Annotated in this window: 9 protein-coding genes; 5 read left to right on the forward strand and 4 right to left on the reverse strand. The window is 43.7% G+C overall.

What is annotated here, in order from left to right; all coding sequences use genetic code 11:
• Positions 1-33 precede the first annotated feature (33 nt).
• Positions 34-480: an Lrp/AsnC family transcriptional regulator gene (locus BN3261_RS14765; RefSeq protein WP_021652217.1), complete on the reverse strand. Its 447-nt coding sequence runs from the start codon at positions 478-480 to the stop codon at positions 34-36.
• Positions 481-878: 398 nt separating this feature from the next.
• On the opposite strand from BN3261_RS14765, the gene BN3261_RS14770 reads away from it, so the two are divergent.
• Complete coding sequence (locus BN3261_RS14770) at positions 879-2,309, forward strand: aspartate ammonia-lyase (protein WP_059086967.1); 1,431 nt, start codon at positions 879-881, stop codon at positions 2,307-2,309.
• Between the two features lie 202 nt (positions 2,310-2,511).
• Positions 2,512-5,904 carry a DEAD/DEAH box helicase gene (locus tag BN3261_RS14775; RefSeq protein ID WP_059086652.1) on the forward strand — a complete coding sequence of 1,131 codons (3,393 nt, stop codon included), beginning with the start codon at positions 2,512-2,514 and terminating at the stop codon, positions 5,902-5,904.
• Positions 5,905-6,083: 179 nt separating this feature from the next.
• Here BN3261_RS14775 and BN3261_RS14780 read toward each other — a convergent pair whose 3' ends face one another.
• The 3 genes from BN3261_RS14780 to BN3261_RS14790 form a co-directional block, all read right to left on the reverse strand.
• Positions 6,084-7,457, reverse strand: coding sequence for a sodium-dependent transporter (locus BN3261_RS14780; RefSeq protein WP_059086653.1), 1,374 nt, complete (start codon positions 7,455-7,457; stop codon positions 6,084-6,086).
• Positions 7,458-7,640: 183 nt separating this feature from the next.
• A complete protein-coding gene (locus BN3261_RS14785) occupies positions 7,641-9,248 on the reverse strand; it encodes a response regulator (protein WP_059086654.1) in 1,608 nt (535 codons plus the stop codon).
• A gap of 18 nt (positions 9,249-9,266) precedes the next feature.
• Positions 9,267-11,057, reverse strand: coding sequence for a sensor histidine kinase (locus tag BN3261_RS14790; RefSeq protein ID WP_059086655.1), 1,791 nt, complete (start codon positions 11,055-11,057; stop codon positions 9,267-9,269).
• Between the two features lie 212 nt (positions 11,058-11,269).
• On the opposite strand from BN3261_RS14790, the gene BN3261_RS14795 reads away from it, so the two are divergent.
• Genes BN3261_RS14795 through BN3261_RS14805 form a run of 3 tightly spaced genes read left to right on the forward strand, consistent with a single transcriptional unit; the run spans position 11,270 to position 14,348 of the window.
• Entirely contained in the window at positions 11,270-12,577 is a 1,308-nt protein-coding gene (locus BN3261_RS14795; protein ID WP_059086656.1) for an ABC transporter substrate-binding protein, read from the forward strand.
• 59 nt (positions 12,578-12,636) lie between these two features.
• Positions 12,637-13,509, forward strand: a complete 873-nt coding sequence (locus BN3261_RS14800; protein ID WP_015526310.1) for a carbohydrate ABC transporter permease — start codon at positions 12,637-12,639, stop codon at positions 13,507-13,509.
• Positions 13,506-14,348, forward strand: a complete 843-nt coding sequence (locus tag BN3261_RS14805) for a carbohydrate ABC transporter permease (RefSeq protein WP_021976595.1) — start codon at positions 13,506-13,508, stop codon at positions 14,346-14,348. Before BN3261_RS14800 ends, BN3261_RS14805 begins: the two co-directional genes overlap by 4 nt.

Raw genomic sequence — 14,348 nt, forward strand, 5'->3', positions numbered from 1 at the left:
TGTGATATGGTTTATAAAAAATGCCGGTGGGGGTTACTCCACCGGCAGATCTCTGTGTTCTACGCTGGTGGAGAATACGATCTGTGTTTTGGTGCGGCCGAACTGCTGGAGTTCGTTGATGAAGTGGTCCAGTTCCATGGTGGAGCGGAAGGCTACTTCGATGAGCATGGAGTAATCGCCGGTGACGCAGTTGCATTCGATGACGTTTGGGATGGACTGGATGAAGGGATAAAAGTCTTTTTTTTGGTTGGGTTCTACTTCCAGGTTGATGAATGCTTTTATATGATAACCGAGAAATACCGGGTTGATCTGGGCGTGGTAGCCTGTGATCAGCCCGTTTTTTTCGAGGTGTTCGATTCTGGCGGAAACAGCGGGGGATGAGAGGAAGACTTCCTTTGCGATTTCCTTTACCGGGGTGCGGGCGTTCTTCTGAAGCATTTCGATGATCTTTCGGTCGATGTTGTCGAGTTTGTGTTCCATGTAGAATGTCTCCTTTCAATGAAAAATGTTATTTGTAACTGGTACAGGGCTGCGTAGGGAAGTGGATTGAAAATAGGTATTTCTGTATTGATTATACTGCGTGTGTTATCACAACACAAGAAACGACTTAATAAAAATAAGAAAAATAAAAGAAACTCTTAAAAAGATTAATATAAACTATTGAAAAACACGGATAATCATGGTTTTCCCTTAAAAGTATTTACAAGCCACAAAGAAAGTGTTAGTTTCTTAGGCATCAGAAAAACAGCTGCTGATAAAAATGAAAATAACAGAATGATTTGTAAACAGTGAATATCCGTCGGACTGAAAAAGATGAGATCAGAGGGCGGAGCAAATCAGATGTGCACAGGATCAGAAGAAAGAAGAGGGATGACAAAATGACAACAGAAACAAGACTGGAAGCAGATTCGATCGGAACTATGGAAGTGCCTGCAGAGGCTTATTACGGAGTTCAGGCTTTAAGGGCAAAACAGAATTTTCCTATTACAGGTACAAAGCTTCATCCGGTATTTATCAGGAACCTGGCACAGATTAAAAAAGCAGCAGCTATCACTAATAATAATGCAGGGCTTCTTCCGGAGGATAAGGCAGATGCCATTGTCAGAGCCTGTGATGAAGTGATCGCAGGAAAATTGGCTGAGGAATTTATCGTAGATGCCATTCAGGGTGGTGCCGGAACCAGCGCAAATATGAATATGAATGAGGTGATCGCAAACAGAGCCGGTGAGATCCTCGGATGTCCGAAGGGTAGCTATAAAATGGTCCATCCAAATGATCACGTAAACATGGCGCAGTCCACCAATGATGTGATCCCGACGGCCGGTAAGCTTACCGTTCTGGATCTTCTTGCACCTCTGGAAAAAGCACTGGTAAGACTTGAGAAGGAGCTTGCAAAAAAGGCAGAGGAGTTCGATGACGTGATCACTATGGGACGTACACAGCTTCAGGATGCAGTTCCGATCCGTCTTGGTCAGGTGTTCCACGGTTATGCGTCCATGGTTTCCAGAGACAGGAAACGTATCGAAAAGGCTCACAGGGAAATGTACACCGTAAACCTTGGAGGAACTGCAGTGGGAACTGCTATCAACGTTTCCGATTCTTATTTTTATAAGATCGTGCCAAATCTGGAAAAGATTACAGGTTATCCGCTGAAACAGGCCGAGGATCTTTTTGACGCAACAGAAAATCTGGACGGCTTTGTTGCCGTATCCGGTGTAGTAAAAACCTGTGCGGTGGATCTTTCCAAGATGTGCAACGATCTTCGACTGATGTCTTCCGGCCCGAAAACCGGATTTGGTGAGATCAATCTTCCGGCAAAGCAGAATGGGTCTTCCATCATGCCAGGTAAGGTAAATCCGGTCATTCCGGAGGTAGTAAGCCAGGTTGCTTTCCACATCGTAGGACATGATACCACTATTACCATGGCGGCAGAAGCCGGACAGCTGGAGTTGAATGCTTTTGAGCCGGTTGTATTTTGTAATCTTTTTGAATCCATTACGACTCTGGAAAAAGCAGTGGATACATTGATCGTAAACTGCATCACAGGAATCACCGCAAACCGCAAACACTGCAAAGACCTGATGGAAAGCAGTGCAGGAATCGCAACGGCTCTCTGCCCGCATATTGGCTACAAGGCGTCTGCAACCATCGCAAAAACTGCAGTAAAAACTGGCAAGTCTGTCCGGGAACTTGTTCTGGAACAAGGGATCATGACTGAGAAAGAGCTGGAAGAGGTTCTTGATCCGTATCTGATGACAGAAGTCGGAGAAGAGCGGAAAGAGGATGAAGCAAGAAGGAAAGCCTGCTGAGAAAGTTATCTGTACCAACGTATGACGGGAACGTCTGATGCAGCAATTCATTTCAGAGCAGCTGAACCTGATGCGGGATTTTATGGAAATGCTATAGGCAGATCAGGAATGAGATATCAATGAGTACTATAAGGAGACTTGTCACAGTGCAGGTCTCCTTTTATAATGGAAGAAACGCGATAAGAAAAGAAGGGAAAGATGCATGCTTAAACGAACAGCCATACGGGCACTTTGTAATACAACGGCATATCAGAGAGGTCTTGATATTTACCGTACCGGAAAGAGGATTCAGTCGCTGGATATTAAGTCGGAAGGAGCTGTGGATAAAATATCTGCAGCAGTGAAGGGAAGTGGGCGTAATGTATACAATACAGGCTTTCAGTATGATACAGAAGTGGACCGCATAAAAGAAGCATACTGTGACTGCCCGGCCTTTCGCAGCTATTCCGGGATCTGTAAGCATTGCGTGGCAGTGCTTCTGGAATATGGAGACCGTAAGGCCTATGAGCGTGTGGAAATCCGCAGACAGCAGGATGAGGAACAGAAGCAGGCAGAGTTATTCAGCGGAACAGCATTTCCGGCTGCTTTATCCGGACCAGGGCAGCCTGCAACGAAAACCACCGTTGAGCTGAAAAGCCTCCTTAATCGCCAGCTATACAGCCGTATGCTTCCGTTTTCCGGGGATCCGTATTTTGGCAGGGTGGAGCTGGAAACCTGCCTGAAATTTAATTCTGTGAGAAATTGTTTTACCGTGGAATTCCGCGTTGGCTGTGAGAAAAAATATATCCTCAAGGATGTGTTGGCCTTTGTGTGGAATCTGGATCATAATGAGAAGGTTTCTTATGGAAAAAATCTGGAATTTATCCATTCCGATGAAGCCTTTTCAGAAGGATCCAGAAGCGTGCTGGCCTTTATCCGGGAATGGGTCGAGAATCATCACGGCACTTACATGTCCAGATATGAACAGCTGAAGGATATAGCTGTGGAAAAGGTGAGGGATCTTACCGTTGACAGAAAAGAACTTGAGGATCTGCTTCTTATACTTGGCGAAAAAAGTTTCAAGTTCAAAATGAACAATGATCCGGAGACAACATGGCATTCTGTCAGAGAAATTCCGGACAGGACGCTGATGATCCGGAAGAAGGATCAGGGGTTATCTCTTGAGATCGCGCCGGTATACAGTGTGACAGGCATACGGTATCATATGTATTTTGATAATGCGAAGGTATATCTGGTTTCCAGGCAGGAGCTTGGAGCAGTGGAGGAATTTGTTGCCTGTCTGGAGCGGCTTCCTGCAGGCCGAGGCTTTATTGATGAACCGGATGTGCCCGCGTTTGTGCGTGAGCTGCTTCCTTCCCTGAAAAAATTTTTTCACTGTGATCTCAGGGATTTCCCGGAAGAAACAGGTCTTGAATGCTACAAGGCTGCATATGAGATCTATCTGGATGCGCCGGAGCGTGACTGGATCACCTGTAAGGCATTTTCTGTTTACGGGAAGGATAAATTTTCGGTTTTTGACCGAGATGTGTCTGCCCGCACCAGGGATATTCCGGGAGAGCTTGGTGTGTTTGCGCTGCTGTCAAAATATTTTAACGGATATGATGACCAGCGGATGGAGCTGGCATTGGATTGTCGTGCCGAGGAACTGGAATCTTTGTGCAGGGAAGGTTCAGGGAAGCCCGACAGTGTGAAAGCTTCCGAAGAAAAGCTCTACCAGCTTCTTACTGAAGGGATCCCCGCCATGCAGAAAGTTGCAGCTGTCTATATTTCCCAGTCCATCAAACAGATGAGGGTGACAAAGCTGCCAAACATCCGTCTTGGCGTTTCTCTGTCAGCCGGACTTCTGAACTTGGATCTGGATGTGGAGGGGATGGATCAGGCGCAGCTTTTTGATATTCTTTCCAGGTACGATCGCAGGAAAAAATATTTTCGCCTGAAGGATGGCAGCTTTCTGGATGTTTCCGATGGTCAGCTCAGGGAGCTTTCTGCTCTGAAAAATGGACTGCAGATCAGTGATCGTGAACTGAAAAAAGGAAAGACTCAGGTTCCGGCCTATCGTGCTATGTATCTGGACAGTCAGCTGAAGGGCGGCGATCTGATCAAGGTAGAGAAGGACAATGCCTTTCGTGCGTTGATCCGGAACATGCAGACAATGGAAGAACATAAATTTCAGATTCCCAGGGAGCAGGAAAAAATCCTCCGGGGCTATCAGAAAGAGGGCTTTTACTGGATCAAAACTCTGAAGCATAATCAGTTTGGAGGGATCCTGGCAGATGATATGGGACTTGGAAAAACCCTCCAGGTGATCACATTTCTCTGGTCAGAATTTCAGGAATCTGCGCCGGGAGAAAACAGACGTGCCCTTGTGATAACGCCTGCTTCGCTGGTGTTTAACTGGATGAACGAGATCGAACGTTTTGCGCCGGGACTTCCGGCTACCGTTGTGACTGGTGATGTGAAGGAGAGGAAAGCACTGATCAAAAATGCGGGAGAACGGGAGGTTCTGATCACCTCCTATGACCTTCTGAAACGGGATCTGAAGGCTTATCAGAACCTGGATTTTGCTGTGCAGATCATTGATGAGGCGCAGTATATCAAGAATCACGGAACTCAGGTGGCAAAGGCTGTGAAAGAGATCCGGTCGGAATTCAGGCTTGCGCTGACCGGTACACCGGTGGAGAACAGGCTTAGTGAGCTGTGGAGTATTTTTGATTTTCTGATGCCGGGATTTTTGTATTCTTATGAGAAATTCCGCAAGGAAATAGAGCTTCCAGCTGTGCAGTACAGCAATTCCGATGCGATGGAACGTCTGCAGAAAATGATCCGTCCTTTTGTGCTGCGGAGATTGAAGAGGGATGTGCTGAAGGATCTTCCGGATAAGCTGGAAAAAGATATGTTTTCCCCGTTGGAAAGCGAGCAGAAGGAGCTGTATGAGGCCCATACGGAACGGCTTCGCCTGATGCTTGGGATGCAGTCGGATGCGGAGTTTCGCACTTCTAAACTGCAGATCCTTGCAGAGATCACGAGGCTGCGGCAGATCTGCTGTTATCCGGGACTTGTATATGAAGGATACAAAGGGAATTCTTCCAAGCTGGAGATGTGCATGGAGTTGGTTCAGAATGCGGTGAATGGCGGACATAAGCTCCTGTTGTTTTCCCAGTTTACTACCATGCTGGATGTGCTGGCTGTCCGTCTGAAAAAAGCAAAAGTTCCTTTTTATATGTTGACCGGATCGACTTCCAAGGAAAAACGGGCGCAGATGGTACATGCATTTAATGAGGACGATACTTCTGTTTTCTGCATTTCATTGAAAGCAGGAGGAACAGGCTTAAATCTTACTGCGGCAGATATTGTGATCCACTACGATCCCTGGTGGAATCTTGCCGTGCAGAATCAGGCAACAGACCGTGCCCACCGCATCGGTCAGCAGAACGTTGTCAGTGTCTACCGCCTCTTTATGAAAGACACCATAGAAGAACGAATCCGGGCTCTTCAGGAAAGAAAACGGGAACTGGCTGATGAAATCTTAAGCGGAGAGGGAATCGGCCAGGCTTTGATCAGCAGAGAGGAAGTACTGGAGCTGCTAGGCAGGTAAAATTCTTAACTGAATCAAGTAAGTTCCCTGCTTCAATTACGAAAAGCAATACGCGGTGAGGGGACTTGCTTGTATCGGGAAGAATGCAGGCTGTGAATATCCGCCTGACTCAACAAAAACACCCCCGATGGAAATCGCGTGTGTAAATCACATACGATATCCGTCAGGGGTGTTTTATTTTATGCAAAAAACTTATCGTACAGACCAAAGAAGAAGATAAACAGAATGATCAGCGGCAGGATATAAGTGATGTATCCGCGCATCCATTTCTGGATCTTCATGCCTTTTCCGGTGTTGGCTTCTTCTGTGAAGTTTTCCCAGCCCCAGCCCCGTTTGGAAACACAGAAAAGCAGGTATACAAGAGAACCAAGCGGGAGCAGAATGTTGCTTACCAGAAAATCTTCAAGGTCGAGAATTGCGCCGCCGAATACCTTGAGCCAGTCCCAGGACCATACATTATATCCAAGTACGCATGGCAGAGACAGAAGGATGATGGCGATGGCATTTACAAGACTGGATTTTTTTCGGCTCCAGCCGGTAAGCTCCATACCGCAGGAAATAATATTTTCAAATACAGCCAGGATGGTAGAGAAAGCTGCAAATGACATAAAGATGAAGAACAGGCTTCCCCACAGTCTTCCAAGCGGAATGTGGTTGAAAATATTCGGCAGTGTGATGAAGATCAGGCTCGGTCCGGAAGTCTGGTCAACATTGAATGTGAAACATGCCGGGAAAATAATAAGTCCGGAGGTGATCGCAACAAAAGTATCCAGAAGCGCAATATTCATGGATTCACCAAGCAGTGCATGATCTTTTCCGATGTAGCTTCCGAAGATAGCCATAGCACCGATACCAAGGCTGAGAGTAAAGAATGCCTGGTTCATAGCACCGGTAATGGTAGAAATAATACCGATCTCTTTCATACGCTCGAAATCCGGGATCAGGTAGAATTTCAGTCCCTCTTTGGCACCATCCATGGTAAAACTGTTGATGGCAAGAACAACCATGATCACCAGAAGAGAGATCATCATAACCTTGGTAACTTTTTCAAGGCCGTTCTGAAGACCGCGGGAGCAGACAAAAACACCTGCAATAACAACAACGATCATCCAGAATCCCATAGTAACGGGCTGGCCAAGCATGTTGGTAAACTGTCCTGCAACACCGTCGGAATCAAGTCCCTGGAATTTACCGGTGGCTGTCATATAGAAGTAATTCAGCATCCAGCCTGTAACAGTGGTGTAAAACATCATCAGGAGATAACATCCGATCAGAGTGATATATCCATGGATGTGCCATTTCTGTCCTGGTTTTTCCAGTGCGTAATATGCTTTGACAGGACTCTTCTGGCTGGCACGTCCAACAGAAAACTCCATAGTCATAACAGGAAGTCCAAGAAGGGCCAGGAAGATCAGGTAAAACAGTACGAATGTGCCGCCACCGCCCTGTCCGGCCATGTAAGGGAATTTCCAGACGTTTCCGATTCCGATGGCACAGCCAGCAGAAATCAGAATGAATCCCAGACGGGATCCAAGTTTTTCTCTTTCTTTCATAACTCACCTCATTATTGCAGTATGGTAAACTGCTATTTGTATAAAGTCGCAGGTTTTATCTTAACACATTCCGGGATATTGCACAATAAAAAGAACTTGCATTTTACATAAAACATATGTTAGAGTAAAATGTAATTTTAATAAGATGAAGCGGTGAAACGTTACGCTTTAATGAGATAAAGATCATATGCCGATAGAACCTGGATAACTGTTCTTTTCAGTCAGGGATACAAAGTTTTTTGGAGAGATTCCGTAATATTTCCGGAAACATTTACTGAAATATCCGGAATCAGAAAATCCGCATAAAGAAGCTACATTTTGAATGGAAGGGCTGTCTTCCAGAAGAAACTGTCTGGCTTTTTTCATGCGGCAGACATTGATATATGAGGTAAGTGTAACTCCGGATTCCTGACTGAATACAGTAGAGAGATGCTGGGGATTGACAAAAAAATGGGAAGCAATGGTTTCAAGACGAAGATCCGGCTGATTAAAATTCAGACAGATATATTCCTGAACCTGGGATACAAGAGCTGACTTCCGCGGATTTTTTTCATCAGCAAGAGAATCCAGAACTGCCTTGCAGGTAGACTGGAGCAGTTGTTTTAACTGCAGGGCACTCTGGCAGTTCTGGTAAGTATTCAGGGCGTTTTCCAGAAGAGGAAAAAGCGTTTCACGCTGACTGCACTCCGTGATAAAACCGTCAAGTACAGTAAGAAAAGCAGCAGCTACACTCCAGGTCTGCCGGATATGGATTTTTTTGGTGATGATATCGTTGAAATATTCATCAATATATTTACAGAGAGCCGGTGAATTTTGCTGGCGCAGAAAGATCAGGATATCATTATAAACCAGAGGCTTTAATGTAAAATCACCGGAATGGGACTGGGGCGTGAAATAAAGAAATCCGGAAGAAGACGCAGTTCTGTTATGAAAAACAGAAAGAGCCTCTTCATAGGAATAGCGGATTCCTTCCACGCCTTCATGAGGTGTTCCACAGCAGAAAAAAGTGGAAATCTGTGCGATATTATCATATATCCCGGCAAGTCTGAGACAGGATTGTTCCAGATCGGTAAAAGAAAAATCAGAGCTTTTTTCCATGATGATATACTGTCTCATCTGAGAATAGTCAATGTAAATAAGCTCTTTGCACATAGGCTGTAAGATTTCCCTGCATATATTTTCCAGGATGGTGTGGAGCAGAGAAAAATCACCTTTTTCATCCCATATTTCCGGATTGGCATTGTGGATCTCCATAAGAATGGTAAGATAATCGGAAGTTTTATGAACCGGAATTTTTTCCAGATCATCCGGGGAAATGGTTGTTCCGCTGATCACTTTCTGGAAGAAATTAAGCTGCATTTGTCGTGTATACAGATCGCGGAACTGAAAATAATTATTCACATAACTGTTTCTGGAATTTTCCTGATCGATCTCGTCACTTACTTTCTGGAGTGTCTCCATAAGCTCCCGGTGATCCAGTGGCTTCAGGAGGTATCCGCGGACCTGAAGAGAGATGGCTTTTTTGGCATAGTCAAAATCTTCGTATCCTGTGGAAAGGATGAATCTGGTATGACAGTCTGTTCCAAGAGCTGCAATCATATCCAGACCGCTCATAACCGGCATGGATATATCCACAAGGGCAATATCGGGTTTGACATTTTCAATAAGCTGGATTCCGGCCTGTCCGTTATTAGCTTCCCCTGCAATGTTATAAATGTTTTGTTTTTCAAGAAAATTGATCAGAGATTTTCTGAAAAAAATTTCATCGTCAATAATTACGAGTGTTTTCAATTTATATTTCCCCCTCAATCAGATTTTTTTGTCAGGTATTACTATGGTTACAGTGGTTCCCTTTTCAGGTGAACTTTCGATGGTGAGTCCGTAATTCTCACCGTAGAGAAGAGCAATCCTGTGGTTGATACTTGGAAGCCCGAAAGAATGTCGGGCAGTTTTGAAGTCTCTGATAGAACGGTTAAGTTCGGCAAGTTTTTCCGGCGGGATACCGGAACCATTATCAGAAACAGAAATACAGATGGTACCATTTCTGATAGAAACATTTAAGTGAATATGGCATATCTGGCTGGTAAGTCCGTGGACAAAAATATTTTCCACAACAGGCTGTATGGTCAGCTTGGGTATCTCTGCCCCATGATCCTCCCAGGACGGCTCATAGGTGATCTCGTAATCAACAAAATCCATATACCGCAGATTCTGGATATAAAGATACTGTTCTGTAAGAAGCAGCTCCTGGCGCAGAGGAATGATAAACTGTCCCTTTGAAAGAGAGTTTCTGTAGAAAGATGACATGGAAGACACTGCTTTTACTGCAGTATCATTCATGTCAAGTTCTATGAGAGACTTGATGGTGTTTAAAGTATTATAAAGAAAATGGGGATTGATCTGGGACTGTAAAAGACGTACTTCCATTTTCTGTTTGGCATTTTGTTCCTCATAGATATCGTTAAGTAATGTCTGGATCTTCTGCATCATAAGGTTAAACTGGTTATAGAGAACTGCAAGTTCATCATTTGAAGAGTAACTGGCAGAAATATTCAGCTTTCCGGCAGACGCAGATTTCATTTTTTCTACAAGTTTCTGTATAGGTGCGGTGACAGTACCTGTACATAATATGGAAAAAAATACAGATAAAATAAACACTACAATGCTGATCAGAAGAATGTTGTGCAGGATCACCATATGATCCAGAGTCAGGCTTTCCAGAGGAATCAGGTTGATCACATTCCAGTTCAGGTCAGGATAGGATTTGCAGATAAAAAGAGTGTCAGTGCCGTCTACGGAAAAAAACTGCCTGTCGGTTTCTGTCAGGGTTTTATAATTCTCTGAACTGATTTTTGTATAGGATGAGAAGTCTTTATAAATACCTCCGGATGAAGAAGAGGAAAGTATCTGTCCATTTTCATCAGTAATATAGAAATCCCTGGAAGAGCTGTCCGGAAGGTCGCGGAATGCAGAGGAAATATTTGTTTCTCTGATCAGAAGGACCAGGGCGCCCAGATATTTGGTGTTATCAATGTTTGTAATACTTTTTAAGGCTACAAAGGTTGGCTCCCCACTTATCTGGAAGGGTCCGAGAAACTGAAAGGCCAGATTAGTCTGAAGGCTGTCAAGGACTTCGGGACCTAAAATGGAATCAAGCTGATCTGTTTCTGTGGTACTGCTGTGAAACCAGTGGTTTTCTGTATCCAGGATATCCCAGGCATAGATGTTTTTGTGAAGTCCGATGATACGCTGGGCCTGTTCTGTAAGCTCGGAATTTACCAGAAAATGTTCCAGTGTGTTTTCGGGAACTGTGGGATTTTCTTTTAAAACATCGGCGATATTGCTGTTGATGGAAAGGGTGATGGCATAGTTTGATATATTATCGATCTTTTCTCCAAGGTTGCTGGTGATCAGGGATAGCTGCTGCTGACTGGAAAGTGCGGCACGCTTGATCAGTACTTTTTTGGATGCAGTATAAAAAAACACGGAAGTAAGCATGAGTATCAGAGAACTGAGCAGCAGATATGTAATAAAAAGCCTGCGTTTCAGACTGATTCCTAAAAATAAGTGAAACACCTTTTTTTTCAGATTTTCTATCATGGAATCCCCCCTCTGGTTTTATTGGCTACATTATATAATAAGGGAAAAATTCTCACAAGTGTGGGGGAAAGATTGGAGAAAATATTCCAGGTACAGCGAAGATTTTCCATGTATTTTTCCGGACGGATTTAATATAATGGTCTCATCGATAAGGAAAGCGGAACAAAATATTCAATCCGGATGAATAGAAATGTACCAAAAGGAGGACGAAAATGAAATTAAAAAAAGTGATGGCTGCTACACTTGCCACAATGATGTGTCTCTCTTCATTCAGCATGATGAATGTGTGGGCAGATAAAAAAGAGGATTCCGAACCACTTGTGATCAATTATATCAGTGCCAGGGGCGAAACAGATGCGGCACTGAAAACATTGAAGAAGCTTGCAGAAGATTATAAAAAAGATCACCCGGATTTTGAATTCAATGTAGAGTCTATTGCAGACAGAGAAACATATCTTCAGAAGATCAAGATCCTTGCATCCAGCAATGAGCTGCCGGACTGGTTTGACGCAGATCCGGAGGCATTTTTTGAAGGACTTTGCAAAAAGGATCTGATCTACAGTGTGGATGACCTTTATGATGAACTGGGTATCAAAGACAAGTTCTTTGATATTGCACTGAATTATCCGAAACTCAGTGACGGAAGCAATTACCTTATGACCTGGCAGGGAAATGTAGAGTATTTCTGGTATCACAAAGACATGTTTGAAAAAGCCGGAATTACTGAAACACCTCAGACACTGGAAGACCTCCTGGATGTGTGCAAGAAGCTGAAAGATGCGGGAATGACCCCGATATCCGCAGGAAATTACGACATGATCATGCGTTATCCTGCATTTAAGGCTTTCAGACTGGAAGGAAATGACTTCATTGACAATGCAAGAATGGGAAAAGAAAAATTTAATTCTGAGACAGGTATCGCAACAGCCCAGTATACACAGGATATAGCCCAGTATTTCAGTGAAGGATGGACAAGTTCAGATGCTACCGCACAGATGGATCTGTTTCTGAACAGTGGTGCGGCAATGTTATACACCGGAACATGGGATACACCGGATCTTACAGATGATGAGGGAAATCTTAAAGATGACATTTCCATGTTCAAACTTCCTGTAGACAGCGAAGGAACCGCTACAGGAGAAAATGATTACTATGCGAATTGTGGAATCGGAACTGCCATTCTCAAGGATTCCATGAGTGATGAGATGAAAGATTTCATCAGTTATGTATGGGATAATTTTGCTGATACGGCAATGTATGAGTTCAATATGCTTCCATCCATGATGCCAAGTGATTCGGAGAAGCTTCCGGAGCTTACACAGCAGATTTTAAGTGATCTTGAGAACTGCGGCACTTTTGCCCAGTGCTGGGATGTTCGTCTGGATCCTTCTACAAACGAGGTTTACAGAAAAGAGTTGGCAAGCCTTGGAATGGGAGAATCAACTCCTGAAGAGTTCTGCGAAAACATGGACAAAGCTGTAGAACAGTATGCATCTGATTATTTTGACACTGAAGAATAACTGAGAGAATACGCAGATGCAGATAAAATTCCGCATCTGCGTATGAAAGGGGAGAGGATATGAAGCCCAGAAATAAAATCCAGCCTTTACCGTTTGTTCTTCCTGCACTGTTCGTATATATTCTTACTGTTATCATCCCAATTCTGTGGTCAATGGGTTACAGCCTTTTTTCCTGGAATGGAATCGGTGATATGAAGTTTATCGGACTGGAAAATTATGTGAGGATGTTTCAGGATGAGACATTTCGTGAGGCTGTTGTAAATAATCTTAAATTTGTTGTATTGGGAAGTTTGTTCCAGTTATGTGCAGGACTGATCCTGGCAATTTTGCTTACACATATTTCCAAAGGTGGAAATATTCTGCGGGTTATTTATTTTATTCCATGTATCATTTCATCTATGGCGATCTGCCAGATTTTTTCCAAAATGCTTTCTGTCCAGCCCCAGGGCCTGGTTTGCTATGTGATGGAAAAACTGGGAATGGAACCTATCGCTTTGCTGGCAAATTCCCATACAGCGCTGATTACCATAACCCTGATCGATGGATATAAATACTGTGGTCTGTACATGATCATTTTTTATTCCGCATTTGTATCCATATCAAAGGATGTGATCGAGGCATCTACAATGGATGGCTGCAATGTTTTTCAACAGTATCGTTACATAAAGCTTCCACTGGTGAAAAATATATTCAGCATTGTCATTGTAATGCTTGTAAATGGTTGTCTGAAAACCTTTGATGTATTCTATATTCTTGACAATAAATCCAGATCAACAGAGATGGTGGCAACTTATATGTATAAAACCGCTTTTAATTCGGCTGACTTTGGCTATGGAAGTACATTGTCCGTTTTTCTGGTCATTGAATGTCTGGTAGCAGTAGGGATTATACAGAAATGCCTGGGATCGGCGAAAGGAGATGGGTCAGAATGATAAAATCAAGAAAAAATATACCTATTCGTGCTGTGTTCTATGTAGTGATCCTTATTTTTGTCATGATACAGGTCTACCCTATTTTCTGGGTTATCTGCTCCAGTCTGAAAACACCGGATGAAATGACATATACTGCACAGTATGCCCTGCCATCAGGATTTTATCTTGGAAACTATATCAGCGCACTGACGATCTCATCCATTCCAAGATATTTTCTTAACAGTACGGTTGTGGCAGTTCTCACACTTCTTGGCATCGTAGTCCTGGGATGCCCGGTTGCATTTGTGATCAGTAAGGTAAAGGTAAAATATGCCAATGCACTGATGGCATTTTTCCTGTTTGGAATGATGGTGCCTATTTTTTCCTGCCTTGTACCCATGTTCCAGATTTATAACAGGATCGGACTGAGAAATACATACTGGGCACTGGTGCTTCCGCAGATCGGGTTCGGACTTCCAATGTGTATCTATCTTTACACCGGATTTTTTAAATTTATGCCGGATTCTCTTCTGGAAGCGGCAGTTATTGACGGTGCCACAATGGGAACCACATTCCGCAAGATCGTGGTACCTATGGCTAAAAATACTACAATGACAGTTCTTACATACAATTTTGTTTTTGTATGGAATGAATTTACCTATGCCAATACGTTTATCTCATCTTCTGATATGAAAACTCTGCCAATTGGCCTGAATGACTTTGTGGGGCAGTTCGGAAGAGTGGACTGGGGAAGTACATTTGCGGCGATCGTAATATCGATCCTGCCTACACTGATCGTGTATTTTATTCTTAACAGGAACATAATCGAAGGTATGGCTGCAGGTGCGGTCAAGAGTTAG

This window comes from Blautia massiliensis (ex Durand et al. 2017) (genome assembly GCF_001487165.1).
Classification (GTDB): domain Bacteria; phylum Bacillota; class Clostridia; order Lachnospirales; family Lachnospiraceae; genus Blautia_A; species Blautia_A fusiformis.